This is a genomic window from Streptomyces sp. NPDC058198, assembly GCF_042882605.1.
Classification (GTDB): Bacteria; Actinomycetota; Actinomycetes; order Streptomycetales; family Streptomycetaceae; genus Streptomyces.
Map to the genome: position 1 here is coordinate 447,283 of NZ_JBHVVP010000001.1, position 17,804 is coordinate 465,086.

The window sequence follows — 17,804 nt, forward strand, 5'->3', positions numbered from 1 at the left end:
TACGAACAGCCGGCCGCGCGGAGCGCTGGGGACCGGGGGTCGAATCGGAGGCATGCCTCATGTTATGTTTCAGCGCAACATGAGGTATGCCTCGACTTCGCTCCGGGCCCCCAGTTGGAGGTCGCTCCAGCAACAGCGGAGCGGGCGGACCCGGGACACCTCTCACGACGACTTGAAGGATCACCGTGCTCAGCATCGACAACGAACTTTTCGAGGCGGTCGGCGCGATGGCAGCGGCCGCCCCACCGACACAGCCCGCTGCGGGCGACTGGAAAACTCGGCGGGCGAACATCGACGCCCTTTATGGCGGGTTGGCTGCCGCTGCGGCACACGATGACCGCGCCGAAGTGGTCGACTTCACCGTGCCGTCTTCGGACGGGCACACCCTCCCGCTACGCCTGTACAAGCCGTCGAACGTGCCGAATGCCCTGGTCGTCCATGTCCACGGCGGTGGTCTCATCGCCGGCAGCGTCGAGGGATACGACCACGTCTGCCGCCGCTATGTGTCGCAGGCCGGGGTCGCGATGATCGCAGTCGACTACCGCCTGGCGCCCGAAGCGCCGTTCCCAGCAGCCGTTGAGGACTGTGTCGCCGCAGTTGAGTGGGCAATCCAGCATGCCGCGGAGCGCGTGCCCGGGGCGCGTGTCGCGCTCATGGGTGACTCCGCCGGGGGTGGCCTCGCGGCGGCGACGGCGCTGGTGTGCCGTGACCGTGGGATCGGGCCCGTGGCCGCACAGATCCTCGTGTACCCGATGCTCGATGACCGCACGGCGCTCGCCGACCCTGCTGTCGAGCCATTCCTTACCTGGTCGGTCGCTGACAACGCCACCGGCTGGCAGGCCTACCTCGGCGACACGTACGGCGCCGACAACGTGCCTCCCACCGCTTCGGTCGCCCGCGCGGACTCGCTCCACGATCTGCCAACGGCCTACCTCGAGGTCGGCCAACTGGACCTCTTCTGCGCGGAGACCGTCGCCTACGCCAAGCGGCTCATGGAACACAGCGTGGCCGTGCACCTCTCCGTACGCCCCGGCGCATTCCACGGCTTCGATCAGTTCGCACCCGACTCCCGCGTGGCACGGAGCGCGTTCGCAGATCGTGTCGATTTCCTTCGGAACCTGTGACGTCGGACCGCCGGCAAGCCCGCCACAGGCACCCCGGTCACCGCCCATCAAGCCCGTCCGAACTCATTCGCACAAGGAGATACCCCGTGGAGATCAAGACCGCCCTCATCACCGGCTCGACGAGTGGAATCGGTCGCGCCACCGCACTCAAGCTCGCCCGCAGCGGCGTCCGGGTCGTGGTCTCCGGCCGCCATGCTGAACGCGGGCTGCAGGTAGTGGAGCAGATTCGGGCCGAGGGAGGAGCAGCCCAGTTTGTCGGCGCCGACCTGCGGGACGCGCGGTCCGCGGCGGAACTCGCGGCCAAGGCCACCGAGTCCGTCGGCGGATCCCTCGACATCCTGGTGAACAACGCCGCGATCGGGGCCGGTGGACCGACCGCGGGCACCGATGAATCGACATTCGACGCCGTGCTTGCCACCAACCTGAAGGCCCCGTTCTACCTGGTTGCGAGCATTGCGCCGGCCATGGCGGCACGGGGTGGTGGAGCGATCGTCAACGTGTCCACGCTGGCCGCCGAACTCGCGCTCCCGGGCCTGGCCGTCTACGGGGCGAGCAAGGCGGCGCTGGACCTGCTGACCAAGAGCTGGGCGGCCGAGTTCGGCCCGGCCGGGGTACGGGTGAACTCCGTGAGCCCCGGCCCGACCCGTACCCCGGGATCCGAGGCCCTCGGAGAGGGGCTGCGGCAGCTCGCTGCGCAGGCCCCGCTGGGTTTCGTCGCCGACCCGGAAGACATCGCCGCGGCCATCGCGTTCCTCGTCAGCGATGAGGCGCGGTTCGTGACGGGCGCGACGCTGGATGTGAACGGTGGCCGCACCGTTGTATGAGAGCGCGTCGGGTTCCGGTGTATGAGAGCCCGGCGGCGGCGCGGCGCCCACCCGTCCGTGACCGGCGCCGTGACGGTGCCGTGGTGAGGGATGCCTCACCTTGTACCCTGGTCCGGTGAGAAAAGCGCTTCAGGACTCGGCCGCTCCACGCCTTCGCCGCGACGCGGCACGCAACCGTGAACGCATCATCGAGGCCGCGCGGTCGGCGTTCGCGGAGCAGGGCATCAACGCCTCCTTGGAGCACATCGCCAAGAACGCGGGCGTCGCGATCGGAACCCTGTACCGGCACTTCCCCAAGCGGGTCGACCTGCTCCTGGCAGCCTTCGAAGACAAGTTTGAATCCTTCATGGCCGCTGCGGAGATCGCGCTCACGGCCGAAGACCCCTGGGTCGGATTGAGCTCCTACCTTGAGGCGCTCTGCGGGATGCAAGCGGGCGACCGCGGCTTCAACGACTTCGTCTCGATGCGGTTTCCCTCCAGCGAGGAAACCGAGGCGATGCATGATCGGGTCTGCGAGGCGATGGAGAGCATCTTGAAGCGGGCCCAGGACGCGAAGGTCGCTCGCCAGGACCTGACGATCGGCGACCTCATCGCGGTGACATGGGCGAACAGCCGGATCATCGAAGCCACTGCCGATATCGCTCCCCAAGCGTGGCGCCGACAGCTGATGCTGATCCTCGAGTCCCTCCGCTACCGCGGTGAGAGCACGCTTGAGGACCCGCCGCTCACCAATCAGCAGCTCTACCAGGCGATGGCCCGCTTGAGCGCCTCCTGACGGTCCGGGAACGGGAACGTACGATCACCGACCCCTTGGAATTGATCGTCTAGGCGTTGTCCGGGTCGTGCCGCCGCAGCAGCACGGCCCGTCCCGTGGCGAACGTCGTGCCGTCGCCGTCCACGGCTCTCAGGACACGGCCGTCGGGGTCGTGGCCCGGCACCGGGCTGTCGGACACCGAGACCACCGCACCGCCGGGCCGGACGACCAGGGGCCTGGCGAAGCGCAGCCGGAGTTCGCTCACCCGGTCCTCCCCCGCGAAGCCGGCGAGGTGGTGCCCGGCCAGGGCGAAGGTGAGCAGGCCGTGGGCGATCACGTCGGAGAAGCCTGCCGCACGGGCGGCGGATTGCGACTGATGGATGGGGTTGTGGTCCCCGGACACCTCGGCGTACTCCCGCAGGAGCGCGCGGGTCACGGCGAACGACGAGGTCCGTGGGGCCTCCTCCCCGGCGGCGCTCTCGGCACGCGCGGCAGGAGGGCCGGCCGGGCGGGCGGGCCCAGCGGCAGGAGTCGGGCCCGTCGGCGGAGGGCCGTGCACCAGCAGCGCGGTGGATTCGGCGAGCACATCGCCGGTCTCGGCCGTGAACCCCACGACCACCTCGGTGGCGATCCCCGCGCCGAGCGGCTTCACCGACGCGACGGAGGCAGTGGAGAGAAGGACGTCCCCGGCGAGGACGGGCCGCAGCACCCGGAGCCGCTGCGCTCCATGGATCGGCACCACGCCGTCGCGAAGCCCTGTGGCGGACAACAGACGGTCACTCACGCGCAGCGCGAGGGCGGCCAGCAGCCCGAGCGGTGACGGTGCTCCGCCGGCGCCCCCGGTGGCTCCCGGTCCGCCCAGGAGCGATCTGTCCGCCTCGGCCAGCAGGGAGCGGAACCGTACGACATCGGGACCGGTCACCGGATGCCGGCCGGTCACCACGCTGGTGTCCTCACGCTGTTGCCCTCGAGAAAGCCCGGCCACGGGTCAGCGCCCCGGCCGCTTGCGCAGCAGGCACGTCAGCCGCGCGGTGCAGACGAGCTGGTCCCGGTCGTCCCTGATCGTCACCTGGTAGGTGCCGACCTGGGATCCCTGGTGCAGCGGTTCGCAGACACCCGTCACCAGCCCCTGGCGGGCGGCCCGATGATGCGTACAGCTCAGTTCGAGCCCGACGAGCATCCCGTCGGGCGCCACATACGCGCCCGCGGCGAGGGAACCGAGCGTCTCGGCGAGCGCGGCGTTCGCGCCGCCGTGCAGGAGTCCGTACGGCTGACGGTTCCCGGCCACGGGCATGGTCGCGACCACGCGCTCCCGGGTCCACTCCGTGACTTCTATGCCCAGCCGGTGGATGAGCTGTTCCGCCGCCAGCTCCGTCGGCAAACCGGCCATGAGCTCAGCCAGTGACTGCTTCATGCCTCTTCTCCTCGCGCGGCTTGTCCTGATACCCGGTCGGCGAGCGTGGCCAGGGCCCGGAACGATCCGGGGTCGGGCCACTCCCGTCTGTCCCCGGCCGCCGGCAGCGCGATGCCCGCACCCCCGGCGCCCCGCAGGAGGAGCGCCACCGCGTGATCGCCCTCCGGCGGCCTTCCTGTGCCGCCCGAGGCGGCGAGATGGCCGAAGGCGGCCCTGGTACGGGGGTTGGCGGCCAGCTCCACCGCGATGACGAGCACCTGGTCGAGGTCTTCGTCCTCCAGCAGCAGCTCGGCCGCCCGCAGCGCCTCCTCGCCGGCATCGCTGTCCGCGGCCAGACAGGAGACCGGTCCGGTGAGTCCGTACTCGATGGTGAGATGTCCCAGGATCGACGTGGTGACCGACTGGAAGAAGAGCAGCGGATTGTGTACGCGTCCGCTCACCAGCTTCCGGCTGGCCAGGTCCGAGGTCGTGGCGTCGCCCGCCACGGTGGCGAGGACGAGGGCCGTCCTGTCGGCGTACGGCGCGACAAGCGGATTCGGACGCGCGGGATCCCCCGGCTCACCGAGGCAGCGCCGTACGGTCTCCCGCACCAGCGGGTTGAAGCTGGAGGCGATGAACCCGGGCACCGCCGGCAGCTCGGTCCCCTCCGCGCCCGGTGCGAGGCTCGCCGCCGCAACCACGCGCGGCGACGGCCGGCCGGCGCGGGCTCCTCCGGGGTCGGCGGGGTGCGGGACAGCGGGTGCTCTCACAACTGCTCCAGAATGATCGCGGTGTTCAGTCCGCCGAAACCGGCGTTCAGGGACAGCACACGCCGCAGCTCCGCCGACCGCGGCTCGTTCGGCACGTAGTCGAGATCGCACTCGGGGTCGGGCTCGTCGAATCCGGCGGTGGGCGGCACGGTCTGGGATTCCAGCGCCATGAGGCTGATGACGAGTTCCACCGCGCCGGTGGCCTCCAGCATGTGTCCGGTCATGCTTTTGGTGGAGCTGACCATGAGCCGGGGGGCGTGCGCGCCGAACGCGGCGTGCAGGCCCGCGGTCTCGGCCGGGTCGTTCAGCCGGGTACCGGTGCCGTGCGCGTTGACGTACGGGATCTCCTCGGGCGCGACAGCCGCCCTGTCCAGGGCGCGTCCGATCGCCCGGCTCATCCCGAGTCCCTTCGGATGCGGCTGTACGACATGGTGGGCGTCGGCGGCCATGCCGAAGCCGGGGATACGGGCCAGGCTCCGGGCGCCACGGCGCAGCGCGTGCTCCTCCGACTCCAGGACGAGGGCCGCGGCGCCGTCGCCCAGCAGCATCCCGCTGCGTCCCCGGGCGAACGGACGCAGCCGTCCGTCCTTGGCGAAGGTGCGCCCGGAGTCGAATTTGGCGAACTGCTCCTCGTCGACCAGATACACACCACCGACGACGGCGACATCGGCCTGGCCGGCCGCGATCAGACGGCACGCGTGGATGACCGCGTTGGCCGAGGCGACGCACGCGTTGATGAAGGCCAGCCCGGGTCCGGTGAATCCGAGTGCCCCGGCCACCGCCGCGGGTATGCCTCCCGCGAAGCTGCGGTGCGTGTCGGCGGGGTCAGGATCCCGGTCGGCCGCGGTGTCCTGCCAGAAATGGTGGATGCCGGTGAAGTCGCCCTGGGTGCCGATGAGTACCGCGGCCCGCCGCCCGTCCACGGCCGCCGGGTCCAGCTTGGCCGCGGCCAGCGCCCCGCGCGCGCAGTCGAGGATGGTCTCGAGCTGCCGGGGCGGAGCGCCCCGGCCGCCGTGGGTGGCGCCGTACGCGTTGCGGAACGGGCCGGTGTCGAAGCGCTCCACCGGCGCGAACGCGGAGCGTCCGGAGAACACATGGTCCCGCAGCACACCGGCGCCGGCGCCGAACGCGGTGAAGGTCTGGTACCCGGTCACCCTGATGTCAGTGGGCATCCTGATGTCAGTGGGCATCGGGGCCGCCGTTCCCGGTCCCGGCGTGCGGCCCGGCGGCGTTCCCCGCGGGCCCGGCCGCCGAGAGGAACGTGTGGATGCCGCGTACCGAGGTGAAGTGGTCGAGGTCCGCGCCGTACGGGTCGACGCCGATACCGTGCTCCTCGTCCAGTACGTGCTGGAACCACACCAGTGCCAGCGAGTCGAGTGTGATCGGTGTGTCCTCGCCCAGCTCTTCCAGCGAGGCGGGCACGATCTGATGGTGTGTGAGCAGTCTGCGGATCTCGTCGGTCGTGATCACGCGGTCGTCTCCGTGGACACGCCGTCCCTGCTCCGGGCGACCGCCGCGACGAACTCTCCGAGCGTGGCGGTCGGCTGGGCGGCCGGATCCTCGTCCCGGATCTCGGCCCCGTACTCGTGCTCCACCTGCACAAGGAGTTCAACGAGGGCGAGGGATTCCAGTTCGAGACCGCCGGGACCGAGCGGCAGGTCGTCGGAGACCGTGTCGTCCACGGTCGGGTCGATCTCGCCGATGATGCCGATGACGAACGAGCGGATCTGTGACTCCACAGCGGTTCTCCTTGTCGGTGGGCGAGTTGGTTCAGCTCCGGGGGACGCGGCGCCGCGCGACCGCGGGCGCGCCGTTCACCCGTACGTGGTTGAAGAGTTCACGGACGGGGTCCGTCTCCGCCGCGTAGTCGACACCGGGCAGTCCGAAGCCGTTGAGGGCCAGCGATTCCGCGCGGTACGAAGCGGGGGCGCCGAGCTGTCCGATGGTGGCGCTGTCCGCGAGCCCGAGCCGGCGGTCGACCTCCGCCTGAACGTCCGGCCGCAGTTCCAGGTCGTCCAGCCGCAGCCGTCCCAGCCCGTCCGTCGTGGGACGGTGGGTGCCGGCCGTCATCCCGTGATCCGTACGCGGGTACAGCCGTTCGGTGAGCAGCCGGTGTGCCTGCTCGATCGGACCCTCTTGAAGGCCGAGCTCGCTCATCACTTGGCCGAGTACCACGGTGTAGAGCGTCTGGGCGGGGATGACCTGGCTGGCCTGGGTGACCATGGCCCGCATCACGGCGGTGAGGGCGCGCCCGCCGGGGCGGAGTCCGGCGTCGAGTATGCGTCCCGTGGCTTCGAGGTGCTCCTTGGCCCGCCCCAGGGTTCCGGCGCGGTACGTCGGTGCGAGCGCGGCGTTGCCGATGTAGCTGAACGCGAGCGTGGTGACGTCGGGCGCGAGGACGCCCGCGCGGCCCAGTGTGTCCATCCAGCGGCGCCAGTCGTCGCCGCCCATGACGGCGACCGTGTCGCGGACCTCGTCGTCGGACGCCGGCTCCACCGTCGCCAGGCCGACCGTGCCGGTGGAGCTGTCGAACGTCTTGGCGGTGAACGGCTTGCCGAGCGTCTTGAGAGCGGAGCGCCGTACCTGGCCGGTCTCCGGATCGGTGCGCCGCGGCGCCGCCACGCTGTAGACGACCAGGTCCACCGTGCCGAGGTCCTCGCGGATGGTCCGGGCCGTCCGGTCCTTGGCCTCGTCGCTGAACGCGTCGCCGACGACGGTACGGGCATACAGGCCGGCGCGGCGGGACTCCTTCTCCAGGGCGGCCGTGTTGTACCAGCCGGCGGTCCCGGTGCGGGTGGGTGTGCCGGGGCTCTCCAGGCACACGTTCAGGGTGGCGGCGCGGGCGCCGAAGGAGACGGCGATCCGGGTGGCGAGCCCCAGGCCGGCCGAACCCCCGACCACAAGGACCGAACGCGGACGGTCCGCGCCGGGGAGCTCCGGCCGCCGCTGCACGTACGCGATGTCCCGGCGTACGCGCTCCGCGCAGCCGTCCGGATGGGCGTTGGCGCACAGAGCGCCGCGCAGCAGGGGAGTGACGATCACTTTCCGGCCTCGCTCAGGCCGAGCGGCGACGACGTCTGCGCACTCATCCGGGTCAGCAGCAGCTCGCGGTTGCGTACGAGCTTCCCGTTGCTGGTACGGGGAACGGCGGGCGCGAGCTGGAAGCGGCGCGGGATCTTGTACTGGCTCAGTCTCTCGGAGCACCAGGTGTGGAGTTCTCTGGCGGTGGTCCTGCCGTTCGTGCCGACGAACGCCTCGATGGTGCTGGTGAAGAGGACCACGGCCTCGGTGACGTCCGGGTGTTCGGCCAGAGCCAGTTCGACCTCCCCGAGGTCCACCTTGAGCCCGCCGATCACCACCAGGGAGTCGGTGCGTCCGTGGACGGACAGGACACCGGTCCTGTCGTCGACGTCACACAGATCGTGGGTGCGCAGCCAGCCGTCCGTGTACCGGCTGCCGACGTCGTTCGCGTACAGGTAGGGGGACTCGTCCGTACGGACGTAAAGCTCGCCCGAGCGGACCCGGATCTCGGTGCCGGGGACCGGGAAGCCCACCGCGGGCGGTTCGTGCGCGCCCGTCAGGTCGGTGGCGATGATCCCGGTCTCGGTCATGCCGTACGCCTGGCCGATCCGTACCCCGTACCGCTCCTTGAACCGCCGGTACACCTCGGGGCGGATGGCTTCACCGCCGGAGACGGCCAGCCGCAGGTGCGGGAGAGGCACCTCGTCGGAGATCCGGGTGAGAAGCTCGAAGTGGAACGGGACGCCGAACAGGACCTGCGCCTCGGCGTCGGCGAGGGTGGACAGCAGCGTCCGGGGCCGGCCGTTGACGGTGAACAGAATGCCGGCGCCCACGGCGAGTGCGTGGAGCACACCGCCGATCAGTCCGAACGAGTGCGTCAGGGAGTTTCCCAGCAGCACCCGTTCTCCGGCCCGGGGCATCTCCGGCAGCCCGCCGAAGCGGCCGACCTCCGCGAGCAGCGAGCCGGCGGTGCGGCCGATGATCTTCGGGTGGCCGGTGGAGCCTGAGCTGAACTGGAGCAGCGCGTGCGGGGTGACAGCCGGGTGGCCGCCGCGACGGACCTCGACCTGGATCTCGCACTCGTCCTGGAAGACGACGCGGACCGCTCCGGAGGACCCCGAGCTCATCAGATACTGCGGTTCGCACAGGGTGAGCAGCCGGTCCACCTCGATCCTGGTGAGCCGTGGATCCATGAGCATGATCTGCGCCCCGCGCGACCACAGCGCGAGGACCGTCCACAGGTAGGTGAAGCTGGGCACCATCTGAACGGCCACGGTCGATCCTGACTTGACGCCCTGGATCTCGAAGAGCCGTTCCAGTTCCGTCACCTTCGAGCGCAGTCGGCCCCAGGTCACCCCGGACCGCGCGCGGGCCCAGAGCGTTTCCTCGGCCTGCCCCGCCAGCATGTCCGCGATCCAGCTTTTGAGCGGCGCGTTCTCCATGGAGATCCCACTTTCCGGACTCGGTACCGCGGGTGCGCGCCCGGAGCGGGGCGCACCCGAGCGGTCGGCTACTTCTCGATGCAGAACTCGGCGACGGGCCAGCCCACGTGCCGCTTGTCGGTCGGCGTGTAACCGAGCAGCTGGTCACCGGCCTTGAGTTCGGTGACGTTGAGGACGGTGGCGCCGGGGCCGAGGACCCGTACGTGCCAGTCGTCCTGGACGGTCAGGCTGACCTCGATGCCGTCCGGGGACGTCGCCCTGATGGTCAGCAGCGGCCGGGACTCCAGCTTGACCCGGCCGACGGCGATCCGGCGGGTACGGCCGTCGGCGCCCACGCCCAGGACCGTCGACCCGGCGTGCAGCTCGCTGAGGTAGTTGGTGCGGTTGTCCACTCCGTACGTGTAGGAGTGCAGGGCGCCGGCGTTGACACGGAAGGGGCGCGTCGGCATGTAGGGCAGCGGGTGGGTCTCGCTGACGCAGAGCACGAAACCGTGTGCGTACGAGCCGACGAGGATGCCCTCGTCCTTCTCGAAGTGGGTGCAGGTGTCGACGCACACGCGGTCGCCCATGCCGGAGTGCTCGATGGACTCGACCGTCAGCGCGGTGAGGTCGAGCGGCTCGGTCCTGATCGCCAGCAGCTCGGCGAGCCGGAAGACGTCATCGGCGCCCGTCGGCGCCATCATCAGGCCCTCGGAGCCCTTCTCCAGTACGCCGACGACAATCTCGGCCTCCTCCAGCGAGGTGACCTCGCAGACCAGTTGGCCCTCGGAGCGGTCGGCGGCCGCGATGACGATCTCCAGCGGGATCTTGGTCGGGTCGCGGAACTTCACAACGGTGTACGGGAGGACACTGGCGGCGCCGCAGGCGAGGTCGAGCGTGTACTGGTCGATGACCTCGACGTAGGCGGTCGCGCCCTTCTCGCCCGACAGGTGCTTGAGGCGCAGGCCGTTGAGCTCGGCGTCGTCGGTGACCGGCACGGCGACGAGGTCCACGGGCGAGGCGGTGGGGCCGTCCTCATCCGGTGTGCTGTCCGGCTCCTGGTGTTTCCGGGCGTCGGACCCGGCCGGCAGGAGCACCTTCCTCATCGTGGGCGGCAGGGTGGCCAGGATCTCGGTGCGGGAGTCGACGATGCCGTCGAGCCGGGCGTGTATGGCCGCGTCGACGACGGCGGCGACCTGTGCGGGGGCGACGGAACGGATGTCGATCCAGGCGAATTTCATAGGAGTCCCTCGGGAGGAGTGGAAGCGACGCGGGGCGCGGGCCGGATCAGGAGGAGGTGGCCGTGTCGTACAGCTCGGACACGGAGAGCGGCAGCCCGCCCTGGTCGCGCCGCGGGTGAACGGTGTCGGCGAGTTCCCGCACGAGACGCTCGGGGTCAGGACTGCTGAACACCCGCCGGCCGACGGCCAGTCCGCTGCACCCGGCGTCCAGTGCGGTCTGGGCGTACAGCAGGAGGTCCTTGCCGTCCTGCGGGCCGCCGGCCACCAGGACCGGGACCGGGCAGCTCGCCACGACGTCGGCCATCCTGCTCATCGGTACGGCGGCGGACGTCTTGATCAGGTCGGCGCCCAGGTCGGCGGCGATGTTCACCACATGGGCGAGCAGGCCGGGGTCGTGGGAGTCCACGACCCGCGGTCCGCGGGCGTAGATCATCACGAGCAACGGCAGGCTCCACCGCTGGCACTCGGTCGCGATCAGGCCGAGGTCGGCGAGCTGCTGATTCTCCGTCTCGGAGCCCACGTTGACGTGCACGCTGACGGCGTCGGCGCCGAGCCGCACCGCGTCCTCCGCGCTGCCGACGAGCACCTTGGCGTGGTGGTCGGCCGCCCGGGCGGTGCCCGCGCTGAGATGGATGATCAGCGCGCACTCCCGCAGGTGGCGCGGATCGATGGAGCGGGCCCGGCCCTTGTGGACGATGACCGCGTCGGCGCCGCCCGCGACGAGCGCGCCCATGAGACGGTCGAATCCATCGGCGTCGACGACCGGTCCGTCGGAAACGGAGTGGTCCAGCGGAATGAACAGATACCGCTCGTCGCCTCTGCGGGAGAGCCGACTGAAACGTAGTTCCCTTCCGCTGGAAAGGGATCTGGGCATATGAATGGCCGCCCTTCATGGACGATAAATTCTTCCGCGGACACCCGGGGCTGACTTTCGGCCGATGGCGCCACGCATTCGGGCAGGACCGCTTCCTGTTCCTGTGGCGCAGCGGATGCCGAGGAATTTAGGTAATCCGGCGGGGCGCGGTCAAGGAGGCAAACCCCCCTCCTCCGTGCGGCACAAAGGGCTGACTGGACGTGAGTGGCCGACTGGTGAGGCCAATTGGCTGCCCCGAACGGGTACCCCGTACTCATCCGGTCGGGCAGGTGTTATGGGGGCGCTGAATATGCCTGTGTATTCGACCTGTACCGATGGGACTTGTGCTCTTTCGCAGGTAATGAAGGATGGCGTCCACGACTGAGAGGAAGGTGGGCGCCCTATGAGTTCGGCCATTGACCACGAGCGAATCCGGTCGGAACGGGCAGATTTTCGTCAGGCCATGGGCCGGTTCTGCACCGGTGTCACCGTCGTCGCCTGCGGCACGGCAGCGTCCACCGAGGCGATGACCGCCAATTCGATGACGTCGGTCTCGCTCGACCCCCTGCTGCTCCTGGTGAGTGTGCGCACCGCCGGCCGGCTGCACCAGCGGCTGCGGGACGGGGGCACGTTCTCCGTGAGCGTGCTCTCCGAGGAGCAGCAGCATCTGTCGGTGCTCTTCTCGCGCCAGGACCGGCCCCGCGGGGCGGAGGCGTTCGACCGGCTCGGCTCGTGCGCCGGAGCCAGTGAGGACGCGCTGGCCGCCGAGGCGCTGGCCGCGTTCGAGTGCGGTGTCGAAGCCACGTACCCCGGCGGGGACCACACGCTCGTCCTGGGCCGGGTGACGGCCGTCCATCAGGGGCGGGCCGGACGCAAGCCGCTCGTCTTCTACACGGGCGGGTACGCCCGGCTCGCCGACAACGTTTCCGTACCGGCCTTCGGCCGGCCACGCGAGGTGGAGAGCACCCATGCCTGAACCGTTCACGGACTCCGCGACGAGTCCTCTCCCGGAAGCCGGCGAGGCCGGTCCGGAGGTCGCCATCGTCGGTGCGGGACCGGCCGGCCTCCTGCTCGGGCTGCTGCTCGGGCAGCGCGGGCGGCGCGTCCTGCTCATCGAGCGCGAGCCCGCTCCCGAGCCGTCGCCCGGTAACGGAATCTGCCCCATCCTCCAGCCGGCCACCCTCGGTGTGCTCGACGGCCTCGGGCTGCTGCCCGATCTGGCCAAGAACACGACGCCCGTGACGCATGGCGAGGTGTCCGCGGGCGGTTCGACCGTCGCCGCGTATGCCTACGCCGACCTGCCCGCGGCCCCGGTCGCCTACGCGCTGCCCGTGTCCATCACGCAGTTGCGGGACGTCCTCACCGACGCCGTGCGCCGCACCCCCGGGGTCGACATCGTCTACGAGGCCACGGTGCACGGCCTGCCCGAGCGCGACGGGGAAGACCCCGGCCTGCGAGGCGTACGGCTCGAGACCGGTGAGGGGACGCGTACGCTCCACCCCTCCCTGGTCGTCGGCTGCGACGGCAAGCGCTCCGCGGTCCGTGAGATGGCCGGCATCTCCTCGGAAGTGAAGGCGTTCCCCCGCGGATATCTCGAACTCCGGGTGCCCATGCCGGCGTTCTGGGGCGGGGTGATGCGTGCCTTCTTCACCGCCGACGGCTACATGCTCGGCACGCCCATCGCGGACGGTCAGCTTCTCTTCGTCTGGATCACCGGGCCAGAACAGGCCGAACGCGCCACGGGGGGAGAGCTGTCGGCGCTGGTGGACCGTTACGCGGAGGGTGTCCCCGAGGCGGCCGACTGGATCCGTGCCCACACCCATGGCTGGGATCAGATCAGGGAGTTCCCCCACCACATCGTCCGCCCGGAACGCTGGGTCGCCGGGAACGTCCTGCTCGTCGGTGACAGCGCGCACGGCGTCCATGTCTACGGCGGACAAGGGCTGAATCTCTCGCTCCAGGACGCCGCATGTCTCGCCGAAGCCTGTGACGAGGCGCTGGCCCGCTCCGACAGCGCTCCGCTGAAGCGGTTCGAACAGAAGCGCAGGCCGTTCGTGTCGGCGTTCCAGGACATGCAGGAAGCGCACCTGAGCGCACTGGCCGCGCGGAATCCCCAGGGCGGCGGTCAGAGTTCCGAGAGCGGTGACCGGAGCTCCGGAAGCGGTGACCAGAGCTCCGGAGGCGGCGGGCACCTGCCGGACTTCGCTCCGCTGGCCCTCGGTCAGCCGGAGATCCGCGAGACGCTCGCCCGCGCCGCTCACCTGCCCGGTGCTGGCAGGTGAGCGGCGCGTGGCAGAGCTGGATCTGACCGCGTACCTGGCGCGCATCGGATACGAGGGCCCGCTGGAGCCCACGATGAAGGTGCTGCGGGCCCTGTGCTGGGCGCATGTACGGAGCGTCCCTTTCGAGCTGCTGGACGGGCCGGACGGGATCAAGCCGGCCATCGACGCCGCCGGCGTCTTCGAGAAGGTGGTCACCCGTCGTCAGGGCGGGGCGTGCATGGAGGTCAACAACCTCTTCGCCGCCCTCCTCTCCGCCCTCGGGTACGACGTCACCACCCTGGCCTCGCGGCCGTGGCTGCCGCAGGACCGCACGTACACGGACACCGGGGACCACATGGTGCTCCTGGTCCGCCTCGACCACGCACGCTGGCTCGTCGACGTCGCCTACTCGCAGCTCACGGCGGTCGGCCCGGTCGGCCTCGACGGCGCCGTACGGCGCGAACGGGGATGGGACTTCCGTGTGCACCAGGAAGGTGCGGAGTTCACCGCGCAGCGCAGGGGCACGAGCGGCCGGTGGGCCCCCATCCACCGGTTCACGCTCGACCCGCGCGGCGCCCGGCACTTCGGCGAGATCGTGGATCTCTACCTGAACCCGGAGAACGACTCACCGATCCCGCGCACCCTGATGTGCTCGCGCGTGACGCCCGAAGGCAAGGTCACCCTCGTCAACGACCTGCTCATCGAGACGGCCCACGGTACGGAACGCAGCAGCAAGGTGGAGACCCCGGCCGCGTGCCGCGCCGCCTTGGCGACGGTGTTCGAGGGCCACCCGCAGCTCGCGGAGCGCGGCGCACGTATCTGGCAACGGCTGGTCGGGGACCGTATCCCCGCCGCACCCCCCGGTGAGCACCCCGGGGCAGGGAACCACGAGGAGATACGCGTATGACCAGGCCGCACATCGGCTTCGGGGCTTTCCTGTCGCCCCTCCACCCGCCCGGCGAGAACCCGACCCTCCAGATGTGGCGGGACCTGGAGCTGGTCGAGTGGCTCGACCAGCTCGGCTTCGCCGAAGCCTGGGTCGGGGAACACCACTCGGGCGGCTGGGGCACCATCGGCTCCCCCGAGATCTTTCTCGCGGCGGCGGCGGAACGCACCCGGCACATCAAGCTCGGCACCGGTGTGACCAGCCTCCCCTATCACCATCCGTTCATGGTGGCCTCGCGCATCGTCCAGCTCGACCACATGACGCGCGGCCGGGTGATGCTCGGCGTGGGCGCGGGCTCCTCCCCCGGCGACGCGCACATGCTCGGCATCGCACCCGGCGAACAGCGCAGGATGACCGGGGAGTCGCTCGAAGTCGTCCTCCAACTGCTCGCGGGCCGGGCGCCGGTGACCCGGGAGACGGACTGGTTCACCGTCCGCGACGCGCGGTTGCAGCACCGGCCGTACCGCCGCGAGGGGATCGAGGTCGCCATCTCCAGCGCGGCCTCCCCGCACAGCATGCAACTGGCCGGCCGTCATGGGCTGAGCCCGCTGTCCTTCGCTTCGCCCCGGCCCGGCGGGACCGCGCCGGACCTGCGCCGCCAGTGGGCGTACGCGCAGGAGGCGGCCGAGGCCAACGGCACCGCCGTCAGCCGCGACGACTGGCGTCTGGTCGTCAACGTCTATGTGGCCGAATCGCGTCAGCGGGCCATGGAGGACCTGCGGGCCGGTGCGGCGGCCTGGATGCGCGGCTACTTCGGCGACATCGTCGGACTCCCGGTCGACGCGCTCGGCATCGAACCCGGCCGTGAGATCGAAGCGCTGGTGAAGTCGGGCGCGGCGATCGTCGGCTCGCCCGAAGAGGTCACCGAGTCCATCGAGAACCTGCACGCGAGCAGCGGAGGGTTCGGCAAGCTGCTGGTCACCGGCGCCGACTGGGCGTCCAGGGAGAACGCCCGACGCAGCCTCGAACTCCTCGCGCGGTATGTGGCGCCGCAGTTCGACGGATCGCTGCGCGGCTTCGAGGACTCCCGCGACTGGGTGGTGTCCCACCGGACCGAGTTCGTCACCCAGGCGATCGGAGCGTTCCAGAAGGCGTTCACCGACTCCGGTGTCGCCGCACCGCAGCTCCCCGTCCCGGTACCGGACGCCCCCAGGTCCGTCTGACCCACGTTCCCACCAGGCCGCCGGCCGCTCTTCCCGAGCGGCCGGCGGCATCTACCGTTCTGGAGGTCTTCATGAGTTCCGCACACCCCGCCCCCGTCCACACGGGCGCCGCCAGGCTCCATTCCCTCACCGGTCTGCGCTGGTGGCTGGCGTTACTCGTATTCGGGGAACACATAGCCGCGCTGAGACTCGGGACCGAAGTGGGTGCCGACGATCCGGGGCCGGCCGACGTGGTCCTGCGCACGCTCTTCGGCACCGGCACGATCGGCGTCAGCGGCTTCTTCATTCTGAGCGGCTTCGTACTCGCCTGGACCTACCGGCCGGAGAGCGACACCGTGCGCCGCTTCTGGCAGCGGCGGTTCGCCAAGATCTATCCGGTCTACCTCCTCTCGACCGTGCTGGCGTTCCTGATGTTCTCCGCGATGGGCGACACGCCCAGCCTGCCGAACGTCGGCCTCCATCTCACCCTGCTCCAGTCCTGGTCCTTCGACCAGAGCCACTACTTCGGCCTCAACCCGGTCACCTGGTCGCTGAGTTGTGAGGCGTTCTTCTATCTCATGATGCCGGTCGTCTTCCTGCTGCTGCGCCGGGCCGGGGCCAGGACGCTGCATCTCGTGATCGGCGCGGCCGTGGTCCTCTCGTTCGTTCTGCCCTACACGGCGGGCGCCGCCGTCCAACTGCCCTACCCCGCCGAGGAGATGATCCCGACAGGTCCGGTCGGCGGGCCCTTCCCGTACTGGTTCACCTATGTCTTCCCGGGGTTCCGGCTGCTGGAGTTCGTCGCCGGCGTCGCCGCCGCGCTGCTGGTACGCGAGGGGAAGTGGCGCGGACCGGGCGTCCGCTGGGCCCTGGTCATCTGCCTGGCGGGCTTCGTGGTCAATCTCCAGCTCCCGCCACGCCTCCAGCACGAAGCGGGCACCTTCCTGCCGTTCCTGGTCCTGATCGGGGCACTGGCCACGGCCGACATCCGCGGCCGGTGGTCTCCGCTGCGCTCGCGGGCCGCGCTCTTCCTCGGTGAGATCTCGTACTGCCTGTACGTGTTCCAGCTGCTGATCCTGGCGGTGCTCTCGACGGGGCTGCGGCCGGCTCTCGCCGCCGCCGGGGTACTCGACGGCAAGGAGGCCGCCCTGCCCACCTGGCTGGTCGGGCCGGTCGTCCTCGGGTGTCTGGCCGTCTGCTCGCTGGCCGCGTGGGCCGCGTACCGATGGGTGGAGGTGCCGATGATGCGGCGGCTGCGGCCCCGTCCGGTACCGGTGTACGTGGACGTGCTCGTCCAGACACCTGTCGACCCGGCCGAGGTCATCGTCCGTAAGCTCGCATGAACATGCCGATGCCCCGGTCGACGATCCGGTCGATCCCGGCGTCGTCGAGGGTCACCTGTCCCAGCGCGGAGACCAGTTGCGCCTCGCCGATCAGCAGGGCGCGCAACTGACGCGCCGCGACCTCCGGATCGGGTACGGACAGGCGGCCGGCCCGCCCGAGGAGCGCCAGCTGCTCGGCGATGTCACGGACGCTCGCCTCCTGGTCGACACCGCGCAGCGCCACCCTCAGGCACTCCTCCAAGGGCGCGTCGACAAGGATGCGCCAGCGCAGTGCGGCCGTGTCGTCACACAGCATCAGGCGCACCCAGCGGCGTCCGAAGTCGAGGAACTGCGCTTCGAGATCGGCGCAGTCGTGGGTCGCGATGGTTTCGCTCAGCACCGCGTGGAACTGCGCGGCGAGCGGATCCATCGCGTGCACGACGACGCTCCTGACCAGCGCGTCGCGGTCGCCGAAGTGGTTGTAGAGCGTCTGCTTCGCGACCCGCGCCTGCACGGCGATCGCGTCGACACTGCCCCGCGCGAAGCCGTCCCGCAGGAAGACAAGGGCGGCCGCCTCCAGGATCTGCGCCCTGCGGTCCCTGCCCCCGTGCGTCCTGCGCGGGGGCGGGCCCGCCACCGCGACAGGGCCCGAAGCCCCGGTCTTCCGCGTCACTGCCACCGCTCTGCCTCCCGGACTGGCACCGGCTTGCCTCTTGGATGACCTACTCTACT

The 17,804-nt window shown here is 70.5% G+C and carries 19 protein-coding genes; 8 read left to right on the forward strand and 11 right to left on the reverse strand.

Annotated features, from left to right (window positions below; translation table 11 throughout):
• The first annotated feature begins 185 nt into the window (after positions 1–185).
• The 3 genes from ACFVWW_RS02010 to ACFVWW_RS02020 all read left to right on the forward strand — a co-directional run bounded on the left by ACFVWW_RS02010 (position 186) and on the right by ACFVWW_RS02020 (position 2,723).
• Positions 186–1,124, forward strand: a complete 939-nt coding sequence (locus tag ACFVWW_RS02010; protein ID WP_386875341.1) for an alpha/beta hydrolase — start codon at positions 186–188, stop codon at positions 1,122–1,124.
• 86 nt (positions 1,125–1,210) lie between these two features.
• Positions 1,211–1,948, forward strand: a complete 738-nt coding sequence (locus ACFVWW_RS02015) for an SDR family NAD(P)-dependent oxidoreductase (RefSeq protein ID WP_386875343.1) — start codon at positions 1,211–1,213, stop codon at positions 1,946–1,948.
• Positions 1,949–2,063: 115 nt separating this feature from the next.
• Positions 2,064–2,723 carry a TetR/AcrR family transcriptional regulator gene (locus ACFVWW_RS02020; protein ID WP_384181989.1) on the forward strand — a complete coding sequence of 220 codons (660 nt, stop codon included), beginning with the start codon at positions 2,064–2,066 and terminating at the stop codon, positions 2,721–2,723.
• Between the two features lie 49 nt (positions 2,724–2,772).
• Here the strand turns inward: ACFVWW_RS02020 and ACFVWW_RS02025 are convergent, their stop codons facing one another.
• The 10 genes from ACFVWW_RS02025 to ACFVWW_RS02070 form a co-directional block, all read right to left on the reverse strand.
• Positions 2,773–3,645 carry a MaoC/PaaZ C-terminal domain-containing protein gene (locus ACFVWW_RS02025; RefSeq protein ID WP_386875345.1) on the reverse strand — a complete coding sequence of 291 codons (873 nt, stop codon included), beginning with the start codon at positions 3,643–3,645 and terminating at the stop codon, positions 2,773–2,775.
• Between the two features lie 45 nt (positions 3,646–3,690).
• Positions 3,691–4,116, reverse strand: coding sequence for a PaaI family thioesterase (locus ACFVWW_RS02030; protein WP_384181994.1), 426 nt, complete (start codon positions 4,114–4,116; stop codon positions 3,691–3,693).
• Positions 4,113–4,865 (reverse strand): beta-ketoacyl synthase chain length factor, encoded by a 753-nt coding sequence (locus ACFVWW_RS02035; protein ID WP_386875347.1) that lies wholly within the window; start codon positions 4,863–4,865, stop codon positions 4,113–4,115. The genes ACFVWW_RS02030 and ACFVWW_RS02035 overlap by 4 nt, the downstream gene beginning before the upstream one ends.
• On the reverse strand, positions 4,862–6,037 hold the full coding sequence (locus ACFVWW_RS02040; RefSeq protein ID WP_386875349.1) for a beta-ketoacyl-[acyl-carrier-protein] synthase family protein: 1,176 nt from the start codon (positions 6,035–6,037) through the stop codon (positions 4,862–4,864). Before ACFVWW_RS02040 ends, ACFVWW_RS02035 begins: the two co-directional genes overlap by 4 nt.
• 7 nt (positions 6,038–6,044) lie before the next feature.
• Complete coding sequence (locus ACFVWW_RS02045) at positions 6,045–6,335, reverse strand: hypothetical protein (protein ID WP_384182003.1); 291 nt, start codon at positions 6,333–6,335, stop codon at positions 6,045–6,047.
• Complete coding sequence (locus ACFVWW_RS02050) at positions 6,332–6,604, reverse strand: acyl carrier protein (protein ID WP_384327855.1); 273 nt, start codon at positions 6,602–6,604, stop codon at positions 6,332–6,334. Before ACFVWW_RS02050 ends, ACFVWW_RS02045 begins: the two co-directional genes overlap by 4 nt.
• 31 nt (positions 6,605–6,635) lie before the next feature.
• Complete coding sequence (fabV, locus tag ACFVWW_RS02055) at positions 6,636–7,907, reverse strand: enoyl-ACP reductase FabV (RefSeq protein ID WP_386875351.1); 1,272 nt, start codon at positions 7,905–7,907, stop codon at positions 6,636–6,638.
• Positions 7,904–9,328: a class I adenylate-forming enzyme family protein gene (locus ACFVWW_RS02060; RefSeq protein WP_386875353.1), complete on the reverse strand. Its 1,425-nt coding sequence runs from the start codon at positions 9,326–9,328 to the stop codon at positions 7,904–7,906. Before ACFVWW_RS02060 ends, fabV begins: the two co-directional genes overlap by 4 nt.
• Positions 9,329–9,396: 68 nt before the next feature.
• On the reverse strand, positions 9,397–10,548 hold the full coding sequence (locus ACFVWW_RS02065; protein ID WP_384182014.1) for a 3-dehydroquinate synthase II family protein: 1,152 nt from the start codon (positions 10,546–10,548) through the stop codon (positions 9,397–9,399).
• Between the two features lie 46 nt (positions 10,549–10,594).
• Positions 10,595–11,422, reverse strand: coding sequence for a 2-amino-3,7-dideoxy-D-threo-hept-6-ulosonate synthase (locus ACFVWW_RS02070; protein ID WP_386875355.1), 828 nt, complete (start codon positions 11,420–11,422; stop codon positions 10,595–10,597).
• Between the two features lie 382 nt (positions 11,423–11,804).
• Between ACFVWW_RS02070 and ACFVWW_RS02075 the strand changes: the two genes are divergently transcribed.
• The 5 genes from ACFVWW_RS02075 to ACFVWW_RS02095 all read left to right on the forward strand — a co-directional run bounded on the left by ACFVWW_RS02075 (position 11,805) and on the right by ACFVWW_RS02095 (position 17,093).
• On the forward strand, positions 11,805–12,377 hold the full coding sequence (locus ACFVWW_RS02075) for a flavin reductase family protein (RefSeq protein ID WP_384182020.1): 573 nt from the start codon (positions 11,805–11,807) through the stop codon (positions 12,375–12,377).
• Positions 12,370–13,683 (forward strand): FAD-dependent oxidoreductase, encoded by a 1,314-nt coding sequence (locus ACFVWW_RS02080; protein WP_386875357.1) that lies wholly within the window; start codon positions 12,370–12,372, stop codon positions 13,681–13,683. Before ACFVWW_RS02075 ends, ACFVWW_RS02080 begins: the two co-directional genes overlap by 8 nt.
• Positions 13,684–13,690: 7 nt before the next feature.
• Positions 13,691–14,569 (forward strand): arylamine N-acetyltransferase, encoded by an 879-nt coding sequence (locus ACFVWW_RS02085; RefSeq protein ID WP_386875359.1) that lies wholly within the window; start codon positions 13,691–13,693, stop codon positions 14,567–14,569.
• Positions 14,566–15,771, forward strand: a complete 1,206-nt coding sequence (locus ACFVWW_RS02090; RefSeq protein ID WP_384182029.1) for an LLM class flavin-dependent oxidoreductase — start codon at positions 14,566–14,568, stop codon at positions 15,769–15,771. The genes ACFVWW_RS02085 and ACFVWW_RS02090 overlap by 4 nt, the downstream gene beginning before the upstream one ends.
• Positions 15,772–15,842: 71 nt before the next feature.
• Complete coding sequence (locus ACFVWW_RS02095) at positions 15,843–17,093, forward strand: acyltransferase family protein (RefSeq protein WP_386875361.1); 1,251 nt, start codon at positions 15,843–15,845, stop codon at positions 17,091–17,093.
• On the opposite strand, the gene ACFVWW_RS02100 is transcribed toward ACFVWW_RS02095, so the two are convergent.
• The gene (locus tag ACFVWW_RS02100) at positions 17,071–17,751 is read right to left on the reverse strand and encodes a TetR/AcrR family transcriptional regulator (RefSeq protein ID WP_384182035.1); all 681 of its coding nucleotides are present in this window, start codon (positions 17,749–17,751) and stop codon (positions 17,071–17,073) included. The two genes, ACFVWW_RS02095 and ACFVWW_RS02100, sit on opposite strands and share 23 nt — an antisense overlap.
• Between the last annotated feature and the right edge of the window lie 53 nt (positions 17,752–17,804).